Consider the following 20283-nt stretch of genomic DNA (forward strand, 5'->3'; position numbering starts at 1 on the left):
GCTTCCTCACTGGCTAGGATGACGCCGTCGGCGGCTTTCGCCGATACGCATCGCACGGAAGAGAACTCATCTTGCCCCTCGGCGACATCCACGATCTTGAAGAACTGGCACACCGGCTGCGGTCCCTTCCGGGAGTCGTGGCCAAGAGCTCCATCGGCGTGGTCGCCGAGGTGTTCGGCGGCGGGGACTGGTGGGCCGGTCCCGGTGACGACGGCGCCGTCGTACACGATCGGGGGCGCGACCTGATCGTCGGAGGCGAGGCGATGCTGCCCGCCTTCGTGGAGCGGGATCCGTACGGCGCGGGCGTCGCCGCCGTCCTCGCGAACATCAACGACCTCGCCGCCATGGGCGCCAGGCCGCTCGCGATCGTCGACACCGTGACCGGACCGCGCGACGTCGTCAAGGGCATCCTGGAGGGCCTGAAGTGGGCCGGTGAGGTGTACGGCGTGCCCATCGTCGGTGGGCACACCACCGAGACCGACGGCCCGCCCACCCTGTCGGCGTTCGGCCTCGGCGTCGCGGAGTCCGTGCTGTCGGCGACCCACGCCGCGCCCGGTCAGTCGCTGATCCTCGCCTGCTGCCTCGACGGCAGGATGCGGTCGGACTTCCTCTTCTTCCCGTCGTTCGACGAGCGGGGCGAGCGCCTCGCCGGCGACGTGCGCACCCTCGCCGCGGTGGCGGAGCAGGGCGCCGCCGTGGCCGCCAAGGACGTCAGCATGGCCGGGATGATCGGCTCGCTGGCCATGCTCCTGGAGGCGCACAGGCTCGGCGTCGAGGTGGACCTCGACGTGCTGCCGGTGCCCGCCGGAGTGCCGGTCGGCGACTGGCTGTCCTGCTTCCCCTGCTTCGCCTTCCTGCTCGCGACGCCGCCGGAGAAGGAGGCGGAGTGCGTCGAGGCGTTCACCTCGCGGGGCCTCACGGCGCGGCGGATCGGCACGCTGGACGACACCGGTGAGGTGCGCGTCGCCGACGCCTCCGGTTCCGTCGTCGTCTTCGACCTGAAACGGGAGTCGGTGACCCGGCTCGACCGCTGAGGCGGTGAAGGCCTGCCTGCCGTGAAAGATCATCGCGTGAGGTCGATGCTCATCCGCTGGTGCGGCACGCCCACATAGGGAAACGGCTCGCCCACCGCCGTCCAGCCGAGCCGGCGGAAGAAGGTCACGTTGGTGAGCTGAACGAAGGCGATCATGCGGCTGCCGCCCGCCGCGGCGGCGGTCGCCACCGCGTGCCGGACCAGAGGCCCGCCCAGCATCAGGTGCCGGTACCGCGGCAGGACCGCCAGCCGATCCCCCTTCCACAGCGCCTCGCTCTCGTCGGACGGAGGCAGCGGGTAGAGCCGTACCGTGCCGACCGGACGGCCGTCCAGGTATCCGACCACATGATAGGTCGCCGGATCGCGGTCGAACTCGTCCTGGTCGGTCAGCTCGAACAGGCCCTGCTCCTCGACGAAGACCGCGTGCCGGATCTTCGCGTGCTCCGCCGACTCGTCCGGCGTGGCCGCCGCACGACAGACGAGGGTCGAATCGCTCAGCTCAGACGACGAGCGGGAGAACCGGACGGCCATCGACCAGACCCTTCGTCGAACCCGAACCGACGCGTTCGAGCGCCGCCATGCCGGAGCATGCCTGGCACCGTGCGCAGCCCGCCTTGGTTCCGGCGGCGGTGAGCCCCCGTCGCAACATGTGCGGGACGACCCGCCGGTAGATCTTCTCGACGTATTCGGGGGACGGCGGTCGTGCGTCCTCCATCAGGCTGCCGGGGACCGGACGCAGCGGGACGATGAACGGGTAGACGCCGAGGTCGACCGCGCGTTTGCACATCTCGACCGTGATCTCGGGGTCCTCGCCCATGCCGAGGATGACGTACGTGGACACCTGTCCGGCGCCGAAGACCTGCACGGCACGTTCCCACGCGGTGAAGTATCGTTCGATGCCCCATCGCGCCTTACCCGGCGCGATCCGCGCGAGCACCCTGGCGTCGAAGCTCTCCACGTGAATGCCGACGGAGTCCACGCCCATGTCCCGGACGCGGTTGATCACATCGAGGTCGGCGGGCGGCTCGAACTGAACCTGCACCGGCAGGCCCGAGGCGTTCTTCACGGCCTCGGCGCACCTGCCCACGTAGAGCGCGCCCCGGTCCGGGGTGGCCGTGCTGCCGGTCGTCAGCGTCACGTCGACGGCGCCGTCGAGATCCCGCGCCGCCACCGACACCTCCGCCAGCATCTCGGGCGTCTTCTTGGCGATGGTCCGGTCGCCCGCGAGGGAGACTCCGATGCCGCAGAACGTGCACTGGTCGGAGTTCCCCCAGTAGGCGCAGGTCTGCAGGACCGTGCTGGCGAGGGAGTCGAGGTGCATGAGGGCGATCTTCCAGTAGGGAACGCCGTCCGCCGTCTCCATGTCGTAGTACTTCGGGCGCGGCGCCGGCGACGCGTCCGCCAGGCGGACCGAGCCCTCGTAGATGCCGAACCCGTCGTCCTCCTGCCGCAGGGTGTACGGCGACTCCTTCACGTAGTCGGCCGTGGTCGGGACCGTGGCGGGTGCTCCGTTGATCCACAGCATTCCCGCGTCGGCGGGGCCGGCGCCTCCGTTGCGCGCGCCGATCGAGACGTCCGTCCGCAGCCCTACGCTCTGCAGCTTGACGATCAGCTCGGCCAGCTCTGTCGCATCCAGTACTCGGTGGTTCGCCTCGGTCATGAGATGGCTCCTTGCCGGGCCCGATCAGGGCGGGGACAGCCCTGCGCGACCCTGGGACCTTCCGTCCACTATAGGAAACTTATCTTCAACTTCTATAGGAAGATTTGGGGGAGTGGCAATAGTTTCCGCTGACCATCAGCTATTGGCATCAGCTGTCGCCTCGACCGTAGACGAGCGCTTGAGCCGCTCGGCGAGCGCCTCCCGCTCCTCGGCGGTGCCGACCTCGTGGGCGGCGTTCCCGGGCTCGCCGGCGGTGTCAGCGGCCAGCCGTCCGGTCTCCAGGTCGACGATCCCCGACTCGACCACGTGTACGCAGGTCGTGAACGTGTCGTCCGGACGTGTCGTGATCAGCAGCGCCCGCCCGGTCCGGGGGTCGACCTCGAGCCGGCGATAGGGGACGAAGGGATCCCCCGGGGCGTGGCCGGACTCCTCAAGCACCAGCCAGCCGCCGTCCCGCGGCCCCGCGGCGAGCGCGGCCAGCCGGTCGTCGAGTGTGATCTCTTCGAGGACCTCCCGATAGCGCATCGCGAACGCGGTGCCGGCGATCGTCTCCACGTTCAGGCCGTCGACGGTCAGGGCTCCGTCGGAGGCGGCGACGCCGCGAACCAGCTCGTGGCGTCCGTGCCACGCCTCCAGCAGGGGGGTGAGGCCCCGTCCGCGCCGGCGGAGCTCCCGCACGATCGCGCTCACCAGCCGGGTCGTCCGTACGTAGACGTCCGGCTGGTGGAGGGCGGCGGCGAATGCCCGCTCCGAGGTCGTGACCCACAGGCGAGAGAGCTGCTCGGCGACCGCCCGGAGATCCCCACCGGGTCTCGGATCAGGCTCGGTCATTGCCAATTCCTTCCATTGGGTTCACTATCGTAAACGCATCATCTAGTATCGGATACTGAGGTGAGGACGGCTCGTGAGCAATGTCGCCGTGGTGGCGGTCGGCGGGAACGCCCTGACCCGAGCGGACCAGGAAGGCACTTCCGAGCAGATCGAGGACAACGCCGCCCAGGTGGCGGCCGGGATCGCGGACTTGTGTCGGGCGGGATGGAGGGTGGTAGTCGTTCATGGTAACGGCCCGCAGGTCGGAAACCTCTCCATCCAGCAGGAGGGAGGGGTCGATCTCGTCCCGCCCCAGCCGTTGCACATCCTCAACGCCATGACCGAAGGTCAGCTGGGCAGCGTCCTGGTACGCGCGATCGACTCGGTTCTGGGCGCCGGCTCGGCCGTCGCCGTCGTCTCGCACATGACCGTGGACCGTACGGATCCGGCGTTCGAGACGCCGGCCAAGCCGATCGGCCCGTTCTTCACCGAGCAGCAGGCGCTCGACCTGACAGCGGAACGCGGCTGGACCATGCGGGAGGACGCGGGAAGAGGCCATCGGCGGGTGGTCGCCTCGCCCCTTCCCGTCGAGATGCTGGAGTCGTCCGCCGTCGCGGCGCTGCTGTCCGCAGACAAGATCGTCCTGGCGGCCGGAGGCGGCGGCGTCGCCGTCTCTCATGAGAAAGGCCGCTACGTGGGCGTCGACGCCGTGATCGACAAGGACTGGGCGGCCGCACGCCTCGCCAGGGACGTCGGGGCGAAGGCGATGATCCTGGTGACGGGGGTCGACGCGGTCTCCGTCGACTACGGGACGCCGCGGGCCCGTGTCGTACACGAGATGTCCCTCGCCCTCGCGGAGAAGTACCTGGCGGAGGGCCAGTTCCCGGCCGGGAGCATGGGGCCGAAGATACGCGCCGCGTCCGAGTTCGTACGGCACAGCGGCGGAACGGCGGTCATCACCTCAGCGGAGCGGATGCTCCACGCGCTCGACCCGACGACCCGCGTCGGTACCCGTATCATCCCCGAACCAGTCGAGAGCATCGCATGAGCACACCCAAGCACGTCGCCCTGTCCCGTGTCGTCCGCGACACCTACTGCGACTCGCTGCGCCTGCTCGTGGCCACCTCGGTGATGTCCGAGCAAACGGGCGTCTCTTGGGCCGGCGCGGTCATGGCGACCCCCTCCGGACGCGAGAGTCTCGCCGACGAGGGGTTCGGCGAGGAGGTCATCGGGACCGCGGGATCGAACGATCTCGTGCTCGCCGTACGCGCGAGCGACGAGACCGCGGCACAGGCCGCTCTCGACTCCGGCGCGGACGCCGTCTACGCACAGGCGCCAGAAGAGCAGGGAGACAGAGCGGCGGCCCCGCCACGCTCCGTGGAGCAGGCCGTCGAGCAGATGCCCGACGCCACCGTCGCGGTCATCTCCGTGCCGGGAGACTACGCGGCGGTGGAGGCGCACCACGCGCTCTCGGCGGGGCTGCACGTCCTGCTCTTCAGCGACAACGTCTCGATCGAGGAGGAGGCGGAGCTCAAGCGGCGTGCGGACGAGCTCGGCCTGCTGGTCATGGGGCCCGGCGCCGGAACCGCCGTGATCTCGGGTGTCGGCCTGGGGTTCGCCAACGCCGTACGCCGCGGGCCGGTCGGCGTCGTGGCCGCGGCGGGCACCGGAGCCCAGGAGGTCTCGGCACTGCTCGACCGCTGGGGCGTCGGGGTCTCGCACGTGATCGGCGTCGGCGGCCGCGACCTGTCCGAGGACATCGGCGGGCGGATGGCGAAGGCGGCGGTGCGCGCCCTCGACCAGGACCCGGACACCGAGGCGATCCTCCTGGTCTCCAAGCCGCCCAGCGAGGCGGTCGCCCGCGAGGTGCTGGGCCAGTGCACGTCGAAGCCGGCCGTGGCGACCTTCCTCGGCCTGGACCGGATGGAGACGCCTGCGGGCGTCCGGCTGGCGCGGACGCTGGAGACCGGTGCGCTCGCCGCGGCGGAGCTGGTGGGCGTCGCCCCGCCGGCGACGTCGACGGGCGTACGCGAACAGGTGGCGGACGCGATCGCCGCGCTGGACGACCGGCGGCGCGTCATCCGCGGGTACTACTCCGGCGGAACGCTGTGCTACGAGGCGCAGCTGATCATCGGGGAGCTGCTCGGAAACGTGTACTCCAACGAGCCGCTCCGGCACGAGCAGGCGCTCCCGGCCCCTCCGGGCGCGCACGTGCTGCTCGATCTCGGCGCTGAGGAGTACACCGTCGGCCGGCCGCACCCGATGATCGACCCCGGCGTACGCCTGGAGCTCATGCTCGGCGAAGCCCGCGATCCCGAGGTCGCTGTGGTGCTGCTGGACGTCGTGCTCGGCTACGGCTCGCACGAGGATCCGGCCGGACGGCTCGCTCCGGTCCTCAAGGAGATCATGTCGGAAGGGGGACCTCGGGTGGTCGCCTACGTTCTGGGCGCGGACACCGATCCACAGGGCTACACAGAGCAGCGGGCCGCGCTCGAACGGGTCGGCTGCCTGGTGACCGAGACCGCTGCCCGGGCCGCCTACGCGGCGGCGGCGATAGCGAGCCGCCGCCCAGAGATCACGGAGACGAACCGATGATCGGAAATTCCGGACTGCCGCCCGTCGCCCTGGTCACCTACAGTACGAAGCCCCGCGGCGGAGTCGCGCACACCCTCGCGCTGGGCGAGGCGCTGCACGCCCTGGGGCAACCGGTCGTGATCGTCGGCCTGGGAGACCCCGAGAAGGGCTTCTTCCGGCCGGTCGCCGCGCCCACCCATGTCGTCCCGGCCCCCACCGTCGGCGGGGGACTCGAGGAGAAGGTGGCGGCGAACATCGACGCGCTGGAGATCGCCCTGGCCGACGTCGCGCCCGCGCATCCCATCCTGCACACCCAGGACTGCATCTCGGCGCGCGCCGCGGCGCGGGTGCGAGACGCCGGGGCCGCCTGCCGGGTCGTACGTACCGTCCACCACGTCGACGACTTCGACAGCGCGTCGCTGATGGACTGCCAGACCCGCGCCATCCTCGAACCGGATCGGATCCTGGTGGTGACCACGACCTGGCAGCGCATCCTGCGCGAGGACTACGGCGTGCACGCTGCCGTCGTCCCCAACGGGGTGGACCCGCTCCGATACCGCCAGGCCCCGCCCGACCTGGTGGCACGGCTGCGCGCCAGGGTCGGCGCGAGCGACCGCCCGATGCTGCTGGCCGTCGGCGGGATCGAGCCGCGCAAGGGGTCGGACACCCTGGTGGCCGCCCTGTCCAGACTGGTCGGGAGACGGACTCCGCCGCCGGTGCTGGCGGTGCTCGGCGGCCACTCCTTCCAGGACCATCGGGCCTACAGGGAAAGGGTCCTGGCGAGCCTCGGCCCCCTCGGCCTGAAGCTGGGCAGGGATGTCGTCGAGCTCGGCACCGTGCCCGAGGAGGAGATGGCCGCATGGTACGCCGCGGCCGACGTGCTGGCGTTCCCGTCGGTGAAGGAGGGGTTCGGCCTGGCCGCGCTGGAGGCGATGGCGGCCGGCGTTCCCGTGGTCACCAGCGATCTCCCGGTGTTCCGCGAGTGGCTTGTGCCCGGCCGCGACGCCCTGCTGGTCCCCATCGGCGATCCCGACGCGCTGGCGGACGCCCTGTCACGGGCACTGGACGACCACGACCTGCGTGACCGGCTGCGGACCGCGGGCCTGGCGCTGGTGGACGGATACACCTGGACGGCGAGTGCCAGGCGGCATCTCGAACTGTACGCGGAGGTTCCCGTACCGACGCCCTGATCCGCCGACCGCGCCCTCGGGAACTCCGCCGGTCACGATCGCCGGATCGTGGTCGGCCGGGAGGTCTGTCTCACTCGCGCACGTGCCCAGGTCGTGTTCGTCGTGTCGTCGTCCTGCGGCCGGCCTGGCGACGGCTCGTCTCTCGCCGGGGCGTCCTTGTGCGCTCGTCCGGCTCGTCGGCGGAACGCGGCTGTGGAGTGGCCGGACCTGATGCGATGGAGTCGCCGGGGGGACGAGGTCTTCTGGTCGACTGTTACCGCTATGAGGTGTTCCGCCGAGCGTGTGCGTGCCGCGTAACGTCGGTGTGGTGTTTCACGTTAACGCCGAAAACGCCGATATTTCAGCTCTCGTGGGTGAACATCCTGAATTAACGTTCCGGTCGGAATGGCGGAGTCCGGGGTGCCGGCGCGGGGCCGTTCGTCGTTTCCGGATCCGCCGTGAAGGACCGTGGTCAGGCGACCCGGCCCTCCCTGCCGAATGCGAGAACCTCCTGACCAGGGGAATCGGACCGCTCCGGGACGTGGTGCCCGTCCGGGTCGCGGTGCCCGCGCGAGTCGTACGAGGTCTGGGCGACGACACATGCGGAACCATGGTTGTTAGCGCTCACATTCTGTCGATCGGCCGAATCCCTTCTCTCTTGGACCGGGGGAGGTGGTGTGGGGTGGAGCACACAGGAGGGAGGGAGTCGATGTCAAGGACCCGATGCGTCGCGCGCCGGCGGTGCCGGGCCCTCATCCCGGTCCACCTGGGGTCTTCGCGGCGGCGCGCCCAGTCGGTGCGGATCTGATGGTGAAACTTTCACCACCGCTTCCAGTGCGAGTGAGCGGGAAGCGCAAATTTCACGACAACCGATATCCCTTAGGCGGGCGAATTCCGACTATCGCGCAAAAGGTCACATCGAAAGTTTCTTTGCCGGTCTTGACAAATTTCGGGTGCGGTTTCCACACTTGGTCTCCAAAGCGGTCCCCGCTACCGGCTGGTGCACGGGCAGGGAGGCCGCGCATCTGCGACGCCCCGGTGGTGTGCGTCCACCCGAATCGGGCGGGGCGCGGCGTCGAGCCCGCGGGGATGTCCCCGCGCTTCCCCTCTATTCGTGATGCAGTTACGGAGGCTCAGAAATGGGCACGAACGCCCTACCCTCGCCTGGAGCCCGGTTACGCCGGGCCCTGGCCGTCGGTGCCCTCGGCATCCTCGGCGCCACGGCTCTGGTGGCGGTGTCAGCTCCCGCCGACGCCGCGGCGAGCACGCTGGCAGCGGCGGCCGCGCAGAGCGGGCGGTACTTCGGCACGGCCATCGCGGCCGGCAGGCTCGGTGACTCGACGTACACCACGATCGCGAACCGTGAGTTCAACATGATCACGGCCGAGAACGAGATGAAGATCGACGCCACCGAGCCCAACCGGGGGCAGTTCAACTTCACCCAGGCCGACCGGATCTACAACTGGGCCGTGCAGAACGGCAAGCAGGTCCGCGGCCACACCCTGGCCTGGCACTCCCAGCAGCCGGGCTGGATGCAGTCGCTGTCGGGCGGCTCGCTGCGCCAGGCCATGATCGACCACATCAACGGCGTCATGGCCCACTACAAGGGCAAGATCGCCTACTGGGACGTCGTGAACGAGGCCTTCGCTGACGGCAGCTCCGGTGGCCGCCGCGACTCCAACCTCCAGCGGACCGGCAACGACTGGATCGAGGTCGCCTTCCGCACCGCGCGGGCCGCCGACCCGGCCGCCAAGCTGTGCTACAACGACTACAACATCGACAACTGGACCTGGGCCAAGACGCAGGGCGTCTACAACATGGTCCGCGACTTCAAGCAGCGCGGCGTGCCGATCGACTGCGTGGGACTGCAGGGCCACTTCAACAGCGGTAGCGCCTACAACCCCAACTTCCGCACCACGCTGCAGAGCTTCGCCGCCCTGGGCGTGGACGTGGCGATCACCGAGCTGGACGTCGAGGGCGCCTCGGCGACCACCTACGCCAACATCGTCAACGACTGCCTGGCCGTGCCGCGCTGCGTCGGCATCACCGTGTGGGGCGTCCGCGACAGCGACTCCTGGCGCTCCTACCAGAACCCGCTGCTGTTCGACGGCAGCGGCAACAAGAAGCCCGCCTACACCTCGGTGCTGAACGCGCTCAACGCCGCCACCCCCAACCCCACACCGACACCCACGCCCACACCCACCCCGACACCGACACCCACGCCCACACCCACACCGACGCCCACCCCGACTCCGACACCGGGCGGCGGGGCATGTTCGGCGACGCTCCAGACGGTCAACAGCTGGCCGGGCGGCTTCCAGACGGAGGTGACGGTCCGCGCGGGCAGCTCCGCGGTCAACGGGTGGACCGTGACGTGGACCTGGCCAGGCGGGCAGAGCATCACCAACCTGTGGAACGGCACACAGAGCGTGTCCGGCTCCAACGTGACCGTGCGTAACGTCGACTACAACGGCTCCATCGCCTCCGGCGCCTCCACGACCTTCGGCTTCACCGGCAACGGCAGCGCGGCCACCCCGACCGCTACCTGCACCAGTTCCTGACGGCGGTCGGACATGATGATGATGAGGAGAACACAGATGCGTCTGTCCTGGCGAGCGCGGTCACCGCGCGTCTCCACCGTCGCGACCGCGGCACCGCCCCGGCGGGCCGCGCGCCGCAGCCTCGTAATCGGTGCCGCCTCGGTCCTGCTGGCCGGAGTCGGCATACTGGCCACACAGCCCGCACAGGCCGCCATCGCCTGCCGGGTCGACTACACCATCGCGTCGAGCTGGCCGGGCGGCTTCAACGTCAACATCACGATCAACAACCTCGGTGACGCGGTCAACGGCTGGCAGCTGAGCTGGTCCTTCGGCGCCGGTCAGCAGATCACCCAGATCTGGAACGCCGACCACACCCAGTCCGGCTCGTCGGTGACCGCCACCAACGTCTCCTACAACGCCTCCATCCCCTCCGGCGGCAGCACCGACTTCGGGTTCAACGGCTCGTGGAACGGCAGCAACCCCGTGCCCACGTCCTTCGCCCTGAACGGTGTGACGTGCGGCGGCTCCGGCACTCCCACGCCGACCCCCACCCCGACTCCCACACCGACCCCTACCCCGACCCCGACGCCGACGCCCACCCCGACGCCGACTCCGACACCCGGCACGTGTGATCTTCCGACGACCTACCGCTGGACGTCGACCGGTGCGCTGGCGAACCCGAAGTCGGGATGGGTCTCGCTGAAGGACTTCACCAACGTCGTCTACAACGGCAAGCACCTCGTCTACGCGACGACGCACGACACGGGAACGAGGTGGGGTTCGATGAACTTCGGCCTCTTCTCGAACTGGTCCGACATGGCCTCGGCCAGCCAGAACACGATGAACTTCTCCACCGTCGCGCCCACGCTGTTCTACTTCGCTCCGAAGAACATCTGGGTGCTGGCCTACCAGTGGGGCGGGACCGCCTTCTCCTACCGGACGTCGACCGACCCGTCCAACCCGAACGGCTGGTCCTCGCAGCAGACCCTGTCCACCGCGAGTATCTCCGGCTCCGGGACGGGCCCCATCGACCAGACGCTCATCGGCGACGACAACAACATGTACCTGTTCTTCGCCGGGGACAACGGCAAGATCTACCGGTCCAGCATGCCCATCGGCAACTTCCCGGGCAACTTCGGCTCGAACTACACCACGATCATGAGCGACTCGACGAACAACCTGTTCGAAGGGGTCGAGGTCTACAAGCTCCAGGGCCAGAACAAGTACCTCATGATCGTTGAGGCGATCGGTTCGCAGGGCCGCTACTTCCGTTCGTTCACGGCCACCAGCCTGAACGGTACGTGGACCCCGAACGCCACGAGCGAGAGCAACCCCTTCGCCGGCAAGGCCAACAGCGGCGCCACCTGGACCAACGACATCAGCCACGGTGACCTGGTCCGCGCCAACCCCGACCAGACCAAGACGGTCGACCCCTGCAACCTGCAGCTGCTCTACCAGGGCCGCAGCCCCAACTCCGGCGGCGACTACGGTCTCCTGCCCTACCGGCCGGGTCTGCTGACCCTGCAGCGCTGACCCCCGCTGTCCGGCGTACGGGCCGGGCACGACCGGTGAACTGACGAAGGTGCACCTGATTCGTGCGAGGACGCGATCACCCTGATCGCATCCGAACGGAATCAGGTGCACCTTTCCGGTGCATCGGAGCCTCTATGTTTCATGCGTCGCCGAGAGCGGCTTGAGATCTCGACGATCCCTAGCGCGTGCGTCGGGGCCGATCGGACATGTGGTCAGGTCCACTGGGGTCCTCGCCGACTGAGATCCGCCGGAGGAGGGCGAGCCCGCGCGGGGCGAATCCAGGCCCGTGCCGCTGGTGTCCTTCCGCTTGTGCGGTAGTCCCGAATTCCCGGACGTGCGACGTCGGTAGTGACGTATACCGTAACGCCATGACCGACAGCGACGCCCCGTGGGAGCCACCTCTCGCCGGCACCGAGGCCGAGCACCTGGTCGGTGCGCTGGACCGTCTGCGGACGACCTTCCGTTGGAAGGCCGACGGCCTCGATGCGGCAGGGCTGCGGACCCGCATCGGTGCTTCCTCGCTGACCCTCGGCGGCCTGCTCAAGCACCTCGCGCGCGTCGAGGAGCAGTGCTTCGGCACCAAGCTCAGCGGTACGCCGCTCGGCGCACCGTGGGATGCCGAAGACTGGGACGCCGACCCCGACTGGGACTTCAACTCGGCCGCCGACGACACCCCCGAACGGCTCTACGCGCTCTGGGATGACGCCGTCGAACGGTCCAGGGCGAGGCTCGACGCCGCCTTGGCCGACAGCGGGCTCGACCAGTTCGTCCACCTCTCCTGGCCTGATGGTCGCCATGCCAGCCTGCGGCGCATTGTGTGCGACCTGATCGAGGAGTACGGCCGGCACACCGGCCACGCCGACCTCCTCCGCGAGGCCGTGGACGGGCTTGCCGGTGAGGACCCTCCGGCCGGATGGCGCCTACGAACGACTGCTGACCAGAACCGAGCACGGCGTCCGGCAGCCGCGCCCACCGTCCGCGATGAGGGAAGGTGATGTGCCCCGGTATTGCCCCGGCCTTGGGAAAACCGGCGTGGCGGGCGCTCATTCACTGCCCTGCTCGCCTGCTCGGGACCGACCACGGTTCTCATTGGTGCGCCCGAATGGGTGTCGGCCAGGTCGACACCAGGTCGTGGTGGTCAGCTATCGGGGCACCAAGCGCTATCCCAACGAAGTCCTGCGCCTGGCGGCCTCGGCGGGGGATCGGCGTGCCCGTCTTCCTCTGCGCGGCCGACAAGGCGGCCGATCTTCCGTTCGTTCCGGTTCCCGACCTGATCCGGCCGCTGGTGGCGATCGTCCCGTTCCAGCGTCTGGTCTCGCTTGTCGCCGCGCGTACGGGGGCCAGTCCCGACCTCACCCATCTGGAGGCCGAACCGTGGACCTCGGCCATCAGGTCGGTGAAGCTGTGACCGCCGCATCCTCCGTCACCGAGGCGTATCCGCGGGATCCGGGGTTCGTGAACGTCGTCGCGGAGACGTCCTTCCCAGCCGAGTTTTCCGCCGCCTGCTCGTTCACTGGGAGATCCGCGACGACATGCACGAGGCGCTCACGACCTTGGCCGCCGCGTCTCCATCAGGGGTCTGGCCTAGGCGGCCAGGCGACGGCGTTCCAGGGCCGCGGCCACGATGTAGCCGGCACCGCCCGCGATGGCCAGTACCGAGTAGACGCCGGGGGTGTCGAGGAAGAGGGAGGCGGAGGAGATCAGCGCGAGCCAGGTGCCCAGGCCGTAGTGCAGGGTGTTGCGGCGGACGGCGCCTTCGGCGAGGTTGATCAGGCCGACCACGAGAACGGAGCCGGCGGGCCAGAGCACATCCTGCAGTTCGGGCAGGTCGAAGGCGGTGGCCACGCCGGTGATGGCCAGTGCCAGGGCGACGAAGCCGGTCACCCAGGAGGTCCCGACCAGCTTCTCGGCGAGCAGTTCGGACTGGTCGGCGCCACGCTTGGCGCGGGCGCCCGCCCTCATGGTCAGGACCAGGCCGGCCACGACGCCGACACCGAGCAGGGTGAGGGGCACCCAGGCGGGCAGGGGGAGCACCGGGTCGGCGCCCTTGGAGAGCGCGGCCGTGCCGTGCCCGAGGATGAAGGCCGCGGCGAAGCTGATGTAGGAGGAGCGGTTGTCGGCCTTGTTCACGGCCGGGACCGTGGTCGCGGGGATCGGCATGGCGGGGACCGGCGTGGTGGAGGCGATGGCGTTCATGGTGTGGACCTCTCGGGTGGATGGTTCGGGGTGAGATGCGCCGGCGCGGCCACGAGGTGTGGCATGAGCCCGGCCGGTCAGGGGAAGGCGCGGATCACGGTCTGCCGGTGGACCAGGTCGTGCGGGCCCGGTCACAGCGCGATCGTGTCGGCGCGGGGGCGGTGCTGGTCGAGTGCCCGGCGGTGCTGTCGGTGGGGGCATGGGTGAAGAGCCGGGCCGGTCGCCGCCGTCAGGATGCCCGGCCCGCAGTCGGGTTCCCTCACTCCGGCGGTTGTGTACGCGGCCTTTCCTGTGGGCCGCTCGCGACGGCATGACCTCACGTCTCAGGGACGATGACGACCTTGCCGAGGACCGTCCTGGACTCGGCGAGTGTCAGCGCGGCGGACGTGTCGGTGAGCGGGATCCGTGCGGCGATCTGCGGGACGACGGCGCCGACTGCCACCAGTCGCAGCACCTGGGTGAGGTCCGCGCTGAGCCGGTCGCGGAAGGCGGCCAGGCGGCGCCGGCCCGCCCAGAAGTTGTAGAAGTGCGCGCTCTTGCCGTTGGGCAGGTGGTTCCAGGCCAGTAACCGGGCGAACAGCTTGAGCATCGGTAGGAGGGCGTTGCCCTTGTCGTTCTTGCCCGATGCCGCGCCGTAGTTGACCAGTGTGCCGCCCCGTCGCAGCAGTCGCCACGACTGCACCAGCCCGGGGCCGCCGACGTGGTCGAAGACGGCGTCCACGCCTCCGGGCGCGAGCTTGCGGATCTGCTGGTACATGTCCGGATCGTGGTAGTCGACAGGGGTCACGCCCAGCTTGCGCAGGGTCTCGTGGTGGCGCGCCGAGGCCGTGCCGATCACCGCGATCCCGGCGTGCCGGGCCAGTTGCACGAGGATGGAGCCGACACCGCCGTTGGCTCCCAGCACCACCACGGTCGCGCCGGCGCTGACCTTGGCCGTGCGGTGCAGCATCTGCCAGGCGGTGACGCCGTTGACGGCCACGGCCTCCGCGGCCGCCGCGTCCACCTCATCAGGCACCGGTACGAGGTCGCCGGCCTCGACGAGCAGGTGGCTGGCCCACCCGCCGACCTTGATGACCGCGGCGAAGCGGTGGCCTACCAGCGCGGGGTCCACGCCGGGTCCGGTGGCGGTGACCGTGCCCACCACGTCGTAGCCGGGCACGAACGGGAACGGTGGCTGGTCGTAGTACTTGCCCAGGCGCATCTGCTGCTCGGCGAAGGACACGCCGGTGGCGTCCATGCGCAGGAGGATCTGCCCCTCGGCCGGGGGCGGGATATCGCGGACCTGGACGAGCAGGCCGCTCGGCTCGACCGGGCCAGGTAAAACGATCTCTGTGGTGTGGGTGGCGACGGTGCTGTTCATGACCTGTCCCTTGAGATTCCGATGTTTGGTTACAGTCGTAAGGTAACGCACGTAAGTCTACGGATGCAAGAGAGGCGCCCAGTAAACTTCGCGGTGTATGGTTACAGGGTGAAGCAAAACGAATCGGCGGAGCCCGCCGCACCGGGACCGACCCGGAGGCGTAATCGCCGTGGCGAGGGGCGCAAGCTGCGCGACGAGATCATCACCGCCGCGGTGGAACTGCTCGACGAACACGGCGACGAACACGCCATCACCCTGCGCTCGATCGCTCGCCGGATCGGGATCGCCGCGCCCTCGATCTACCCGCACTTCCCGGATCCGCAGGCCATCATGCTGGCCGTCGTACGCCAGGAGTTCGGCCGGCTCACCACGGCCATGCGCACGGCAGCGGCGGGCAGCGGCAAGGATCCCCGGCAACGGCTGCTCGCCGCCTGCCACGCCTATCTCGACCTGGCCCAGGCCCACCCCGGGCGCTACCGCATCATGTTCGGCGGCCTGTGGACGCCGAACATGAGCGAAGGCTCGATCTCCGAAGACGACATGGACGGGCTGGGCATGGATGCCCTGCAGGTCTTCGTCGACGCCCTCGGTGACTGCGTCGCCGAGGGTCAATCCACCAGCACGGACCTCTTCAGTGACGCGGTCGCGCTGTGGCTGGGCCTGCACGGCCTGGCCCACCAGCGCGCGGTGATCCGCAAATTTCCATGGCCGGATGACCTAGCCGAACGGATGATCGGTGCTCTGGCGCGTCTCAGGGTCACCTGAACCCACATCGCGACGCACCTCACGCACGGCCGGTTAGTCCAGCACCCGTCCGAGGAAGCCGCGCAGGTAACCCGCGACGACGTCCAGGTGGCTCTCCAGCAGGAAGTGACCGCCGTTGATCAGATGCACCTCCGCGTCCTTGGCGTCGCGGGCGAAGGCCTGCGCGCCCGCCGGGCCGAAGATTTCGTCGTTGCGGCCCCACACGGCGAGCACCGGGACCTCATTGTCACGTAGGAATTCGTGCAGCAGCGGGTAGAGCGGGCGGTTGCTCTGGTAGTCGCGGAACAGCGTCAGCTGGATCTCGTCGTTGCCCTCGCGGGAGATGAGGGCGAAGTCGTGCTCCCAGGTGTCCGGGCTGATCAGGCTCGGGTCGGGCACGCCGTGCACGTACTGCCAGCGGATGGCGTCGGCGCTCAGCGCGGCGCGGACGGCGGGTTCTGTGTCGGGGCCGGGGTTCGCCCCGTAGGCCCAGACATCGGTCCAGAACGACTCGACGAAACCGTCCTCGTAGCCGTTGCCGTTCTGGGTGACGAGGGCGGAGATCCGTTCGGGGTGCTTGAGCGCGAGGCGCCATCCGATGGGGGCGCCGTAGTCATGGACGTAGAGGGCGTAGCGGTCCAGCCCCAGCTGGTCGAGCAGTCCGGAGGTGATTTCGGCGAGGGCGTCGAAGGTGTAGGTGAACTCCCCTGCGAGGGGGGCGGCGGAGTGGCCGAAGCCGAGGTGGTCCGGCGCGATGACGTGGTAGTCGTCGGCCAACAGCGGGATGAGTTCGCGGAACATGAACGAGCTGGTCGGGTAGCCGTGCAGCAGGACGATCGCGGGAGCGTCGGCGGGGCCGGCTTCGCGGTAGAAGATTTCATGGCCGTCGACTGTGGTGGTCCGGTGGTGCACCGAGCTCATGTCTAACCCCTTCGAATCTTTGATACGGTTAGTTATCTAGCATGGAACCATGAACGGTCCTAACCTGTCAAGTGACTCGATCTGGTTAGAGGAAGGATGGCACTCGATGGACGCGCTGCTCGACCTGCTCAACAGCAGGCCACTGGTCAACGGTGAAGAACAGGACGCGCTCGGCGACCCGGCCGAAGGCAGGCACTGGGCGCAGGAGCACGGCGGCGAAGGCAGCCTCGCGGAACTGGCACTGCTGCGCGAGGTGCGGGACATCCTGCGGGACGTGGTGCGCGGAGAAAGCTCGCCCGTCGCGTTGAGCCCCCTGCTCGAGGGGGTCCACCAGATCCCCGAGATCACATCGAATGGTCTTCAGTGGACGGTCGAGACTCCTCCGCACGCCCGGCTGGCCGTCGAAATGGTTCTCGCCTGGGCCGCCACCGAGAAGCAACTACCCGGCCGGCTACGCCCCTGCGCCAACGAGGAGTGCCAGCTTTTCCTGCTCGACCGCAGCCGCGCCAACCGCGCCCGCTGGTGCTCGATGGCTGTCTGCGGCAACCGAGAGAAGGCACGCCGTCACTACAGACGCACCCGCTGACCCGTCCCACCCGCCGACACGTCCTCCACCCGTCGGCAGGGTCTGTCGGCTCTGGTCCCTGATCGGCGGTGACGCTGGTTGATCACCTGTCAGGCCGGTAACGATCTTATGAGTGTGGTGTTTCGGGCCTGTCCGCCCCGGTGGTCGGGGGCGTGAAGGGCGGTAACGACCTCGTCCTGGCATCGGCCGGAAGCGGCTACGGGCGCCGATCGAGGACGTGGGCCGGGTACCTCCGCTACGTGCGGCACGTCACTCCTCGCCGAACGTCGTGAGCAGGGCCTCCCGGTTGGCGTCGATATAGCGGATGTCGGTCTGGTAGAGGTCGAGGTGGCCGTCCTCGATGTGGGACCGGAACGCCTCGCTGCCCTGCCTCGCCTTTTCGCGTATGAAGTCGATGAGGGCGCGCAACCGGTCGGTCACCGTGTCGAGGAGCACCGGATCGGCGGATACGCCGTAGGCGCGGCAGAACCGGGCGGCGCGGTGTCCCTGCTCCCGCAGGGTGCCGAAGTTGTCGGGATTGCTCGGTGCCTGCAGCGGTGCGAACCGGTAGACCGCGTAGGCCACGTCCCATATGCGCGGGCCGGGGTGGGCGGCATCGAAGTCGATGAAGCCTGTCACCCTGCCGTCGCGCACGACGCAGTTGTACGGCGCGGCGTCGCCATGGCAGATGACCTCGGCGGGCGAGCGCGCGGGCAGCCACCATCGGTCGCCGGGGGTGGTCTCGAACGTGGCGCTCGCGTCGTGATAACGCCGCAGCAGAACGGCGGCCGAGTCAAGGAGATCGGGCGTGCGCAGTTCCGGAGGAAGCGCCTCGTGCACCTGGCCGTGCAGGAAGGTCAACACCTCGTTACCGTCGGCGTCGAAGCCCAGCGGCTCGGGAGCGCCGTCGAAGCCTTGCGTACGCACGTGCCGCAATAGCCGGTGGATCGCCGGCGTCGCCACGGAGGACGGCCGGTGGACGACGTCGCCATGCCGACGGACCACGTTCACGCCGCCGCGGAGCTCACTGCCTTCAGTCATCTCACACCTCGTTGTGGCGTCACAATGCGGAGAACTCACCCGCGAGCTGATCACCGACCCTGACCGCGACTACCAACCCAGTACACAAACAAACTCCCGAACCCATAGGTTCGGGAGTTTCTGATGTCTTGAGACACCACACGGGTCGGGGTGGCGGGATTGGAAGCCACGACCTCTTCGTCCCGAAGCGATCGAGATCAGAGCGGTATATGGACCCGCGATCTCGGTGACCTGCTGCTTCGATCGATGGTGATCCACCGGCGTCCGAGGTCGTCCGCGGCCGTCGTCGCTCAGTTCGGCGGTTACCGAAGGGGACGGCGCGTTGGCCGACATTTCCCGTGACCCTGCGCACGCCGCAGCGTGGTCTCGGCTTTCGATTGGTCGCGGTCTCTCGTGAACGGCCGACTCTGGCCTGACGCGTCAGGAGACCTGACGGGTGCGAGGGCGTCCGGTCAGGTGGGCTCCGCCGTCATCCCGCACTGCCGGGTAGTGGAACGCTCACTGGCACGGCTGATGGCCCATCGCCGCCGTACCGTGATTAAGAGCGGCATTCGATTATGGCCGAGGCCATAATTCGCCGGGCCGCGATCAGCGGCATGGCCCGCCGGATCACCCGTGGCGCCACTGCCACCCGCCGGTGGGCGCTCGCCCCGCTCTCGAATTGATCTTTTTAAACACTCACTAACAGTCTGCCTCCCTATTCCGGACTTCAATCTCTGGCTCTTTCACCAGCCCGTAAATCGCTTACTCAAATTGCATGTCATCTCCTGTGGATATCCGCCGAAGCCGTGACTACCATCAAGAACATCGACACCGAAGGAGGTACCCAATGGGCCGTATCAAGAAGTTCAGCATTTCAGCGGCGGCGGTGGCCGCGGCCGCCGCCGCGACAACTCTAATGTCACCGACTGCTCCCGCCCAGGCGGCGACCTGCAGCACTAGCGCGCAGATCGGCATTAGCGGTGGCACTGGCTGGGCGATGTGCAGCGGTACCGGAGTGACTCAGACGCGGGTCCTGCTCTTCTGCCAGAATAGTAGCGGTAGCGTCACGACGGTTTACGGCCCTTGGGTCGCTAATTCCGTCAAATCCTATGCCCAATGCGGCAGCAGCTCATGGCCGATATCGGTCGGACATCAAAGAATCTGAGCCGACCACAAGCTCATCCGGTCAGGGGGTACCGTCTTTCGTCAGGACTCTGGGTCCAGATCGAGGGGACGCTCACCTGCCGGTGGCCACCGGTGCCGAGTCTGCCGAACGGCGATCCGCCGGCTCTCATTGGAGCGAGGCTGACCAGCACTTCAGATTTCGGACGTCCACATATAGGTGGCGTCCGGTTCCCTCTCCTCGTTACGGCTGCCATCGTTCGTGTCGACCAGCCGGAAGCCATGGTGCGTGTAGAAGGCCACAGCGTCAGTATTGCGCTGGAACACGTGCAGGCGCACTCCGTCCGGGCTGGCTCTTTGTACGGCGTTCAGGAGCATCGATCCGATGCCTCGTCGGAGCGCGCTCGGGTGGAGGTAAAGGTGCTCGAGCACGTCTCCATCCAGGGCCGCAAAGCCGACGATGCGGGAGGCGGCGTCGGCTGCGACCCATACACGGTTTTTTGCCAGCACGACATGCCGCATCCACCAGCGCGTTTCCTCGTAGGTATGCAGTTGCGGAAGGTACGGCATCGTGGCGGCTCTGGAAGCCACGAAAAGCTCGGTGATGACGTCCGCGTCATCCGGTGATGCCGACCTCAACGTCACCGGTTCCGCAGCAGGCCGTCCATCGGGCTGGGTGCTGTTCGAGTTCTGCATAGCGATCCATCCGTCAGTGATTCATAGAAGGTACGTACGGCTGGCATACGCGAGGCCAGACGATTCAGTTGTCCACGTGCGATCCGTGGGCAATGGGTGCAGTACGTGCGCGGGTATCGCTAGATCCTGCGCAAGAGCCGGGAGGTGCACCGGCGCGCCTGCGCGCACGTTCAGGATCGCCTCGAACCCGTCTGTCGTCGGACGGTGCGGTGAACAGCACACCCTACTTCCAACGCGACAGGCCGTTGGCCATATTCTCCCCACCGCGCAGCGTAAGGCGATCGTCCGGCACCGCAGAGACTGTAGCGCCGGTGACGACGGCCGAGGATGTATCGAC

At 68.5% G+C, this 20283-nt stretch carries 18 protein-coding genes; 10 read left to right on the plus strand and 8 right to left on the minus strand.

The annotated features are described in order from the left end of the window. Window positions 1–71 precede the first annotated feature (71 nt). The gene (locus ACQP1K_RS02165) at window positions 72–1034 is read left to right on the plus strand and encodes an AIR synthase related protein (protein WP_433499186.1); all 963 of its coding nucleotides are present in this window, start codon (window positions 72–74) and stop codon (window positions 1032–1034) included. A 29-nt stretch (window positions 1035–1063) separates the two neighbouring features. Here ACQP1K_RS02165 and ACQP1K_RS02170 read toward each other — a convergent pair whose 3' ends face one another. The 3 genes from ACQP1K_RS02170 to ACQP1K_RS02180 all read right to left on the minus strand — a co-directional run bounded on the left by ACQP1K_RS02170 (window position 1064) and on the right by ACQP1K_RS02180 (window position 3524). After that, a complete protein-coding gene (locus ACQP1K_RS02170; protein ID WP_433499187.1) occupies window positions 1064–1564 on the minus strand; it encodes an MSMEG_0567/Sll0786 family nitrogen starvation N-acetyltransferase in 501 nt (166 codons plus the stop codon). Beyond that, window positions 1533–2693, minus strand: a complete 1161-nt coding sequence (locus ACQP1K_RS02175; RefSeq protein ID WP_433499188.1) for an MSMEG_0568 family radical SAM protein — start codon at window positions 2691–2693, stop codon at window positions 1533–1535. Before ACQP1K_RS02175 ends, ACQP1K_RS02170 begins: the two co-directional genes overlap by 32 nt. 135 nt (window positions 2694–2828) lie before the next feature. Beyond that, window positions 2829–3524: a hypothetical protein gene (locus ACQP1K_RS02180; RefSeq protein ID WP_433499189.1), complete on the minus strand. Its 696-nt coding sequence runs from the start codon at window positions 3522–3524 to the stop codon at window positions 2829–2831. Between the two features lie 73 nt (window positions 3525–3597). Between ACQP1K_RS02180 and ACQP1K_RS02185 the strand changes: the two genes are divergently transcribed. The 7 genes from ACQP1K_RS02185 to ACQP1K_RS02215 all read left to right on the plus strand — a co-directional run bounded on the left by ACQP1K_RS02185 (window position 3598) and on the right by ACQP1K_RS02215 (window position 12727). Further along, window positions 3598–4551 carry a carbamate kinase gene (locus ACQP1K_RS02185; protein ID WP_433499190.1) on the plus strand — a complete coding sequence of 318 codons (954 nt, stop codon included), beginning with the start codon at window positions 3598–3600 and terminating at the stop codon, window positions 4549–4551. After that, on the plus strand, window positions 4548–6098 hold the full coding sequence (locus tag ACQP1K_RS02190) for an FdrA family protein (protein WP_433499191.1): 1551 nt from the start codon (window positions 4548–4550) through the stop codon (window positions 6096–6098). The genes ACQP1K_RS02185 and ACQP1K_RS02190 overlap by 4 nt, the downstream gene beginning before the upstream one ends. Then, entirely contained in the window at window positions 6095–7267 is a 1173-nt protein-coding gene (locus ACQP1K_RS02195) for an MSMEG_0565 family glycosyltransferase (RefSeq protein WP_433499192.1), read from the plus strand. The genes ACQP1K_RS02190 and ACQP1K_RS02195 overlap by 4 nt, the downstream gene beginning before the upstream one ends. Before the next feature lie 1118 nt (window positions 7268–8385). Beyond that, a complete protein-coding gene (locus ACQP1K_RS02200) occupies window positions 8386–9807 on the plus strand; it encodes an endo-1,4-beta-xylanase (RefSeq protein ID WP_433499193.1) in 1422 nt (473 codons plus the stop codon). A 36-nt stretch (window positions 9808–9843) separates the two neighbouring features. Then, window positions 9844–11319 (plus strand): non-reducing end alpha-L-arabinofuranosidase family hydrolase, encoded by a 1476-nt coding sequence (locus tag ACQP1K_RS02205; RefSeq protein ID WP_433499194.1) that lies wholly within the window; start codon window positions 9844–9846, stop codon window positions 11317–11319. Between the two features lie 368 nt (window positions 11320–11687). Further along, complete coding sequence (locus ACQP1K_RS02210) at window positions 11688–12314, plus strand: DinB family protein (RefSeq protein WP_433499195.1); 627 nt, start codon at window positions 11688–11690, stop codon at window positions 12312–12314. A 212-nt stretch (window positions 12315–12526) separates the two neighbouring features. Then, window positions 12527–12727: a hypothetical protein gene (locus tag ACQP1K_RS02215; RefSeq protein ID WP_433499196.1), complete on the plus strand. Its 201-nt coding sequence runs from the start codon at window positions 12527–12529 to the stop codon at window positions 12725–12727. Between the two features lie 176 nt (window positions 12728–12903). Here the strand turns inward: ACQP1K_RS02215 and ACQP1K_RS02220 are convergent, their stop codons facing one another. Both ACQP1K_RS02220 and ACQP1K_RS02225 read right to left on the minus strand, forming a co-directional pair. Next, window positions 12904–13515 (minus strand): ABC transporter permease, encoded by a 612-nt coding sequence (locus ACQP1K_RS02220; protein WP_433499197.1) that lies wholly within the window; start codon window positions 13513–13515, stop codon window positions 12904–12906. A gap of 316 nt (window positions 13516–13831) precedes the next feature. Next, window positions 13832–14875, minus strand: a complete 1044-nt coding sequence (locus tag ACQP1K_RS02225; protein WP_433499198.1) for a medium chain dehydrogenase/reductase family protein — start codon at window positions 14873–14875, stop codon at window positions 13832–13834. A gap of 108 nt (window positions 14876–14983) precedes the next feature. Between ACQP1K_RS02225 and ACQP1K_RS02230 the strand changes: the two genes are divergently transcribed. Then, window positions 14984–15640, plus strand: a complete 657-nt coding sequence (locus ACQP1K_RS02230) for a TetR/AcrR family transcriptional regulator (protein WP_433499199.1) — start codon at window positions 14984–14986, stop codon at window positions 15638–15640. A gap of 33 nt (window positions 15641–15673) precedes the next feature. Here ACQP1K_RS02230 and ACQP1K_RS02235 read toward each other — a convergent pair whose 3' ends face one another. Beyond that, on the minus strand, window positions 15674–16540 hold the full coding sequence (locus ACQP1K_RS02235; RefSeq protein ID WP_433499200.1) for an alpha/beta fold hydrolase: 867 nt from the start codon (window positions 16538–16540) through the stop codon (window positions 15674–15676). Window positions 16541–16646: 106 nt separating this feature from the next. On the opposite strand from ACQP1K_RS02235, the gene ACQP1K_RS02240 reads away from it, so the two are divergent. Further along, window positions 16647–17126 (plus strand): CGNR zinc finger domain-containing protein, encoded by a 480-nt coding sequence (locus tag ACQP1K_RS02240; RefSeq protein WP_433499201.1) that lies wholly within the window; start codon window positions 16647–16649, stop codon window positions 17124–17126. 249 nt (window positions 17127–17375) lie between these two features. On the opposite strand, the gene ACQP1K_RS02245 is transcribed toward ACQP1K_RS02240, so the two are convergent. Next, a complete protein-coding gene (locus ACQP1K_RS02245) occupies window positions 17376–18146 on the minus strand; it encodes a phosphotransferase (protein ID WP_433499202.1) in 771 nt (256 codons plus the stop codon). Window positions 18147–19445: 1299 nt separating this feature from the next. After that, window positions 19446–19946 (minus strand): N-acetyltransferase family protein, encoded by a 501-nt coding sequence (locus tag ACQP1K_RS02250; RefSeq protein ID WP_433499203.1) that lies wholly within the window; start codon window positions 19944–19946, stop codon window positions 19446–19448. Window positions 19947–20283: the final 337 nt, after the last annotated feature.

The organism is Sphaerimonospora sp. CA-214678, from assembly GCF_050942215.1.
Taxonomy (GTDB): Bacteria; Actinomycetota; Actinomycetes; order Streptosporangiales; family Streptosporangiaceae; genus Sphaerimonospora.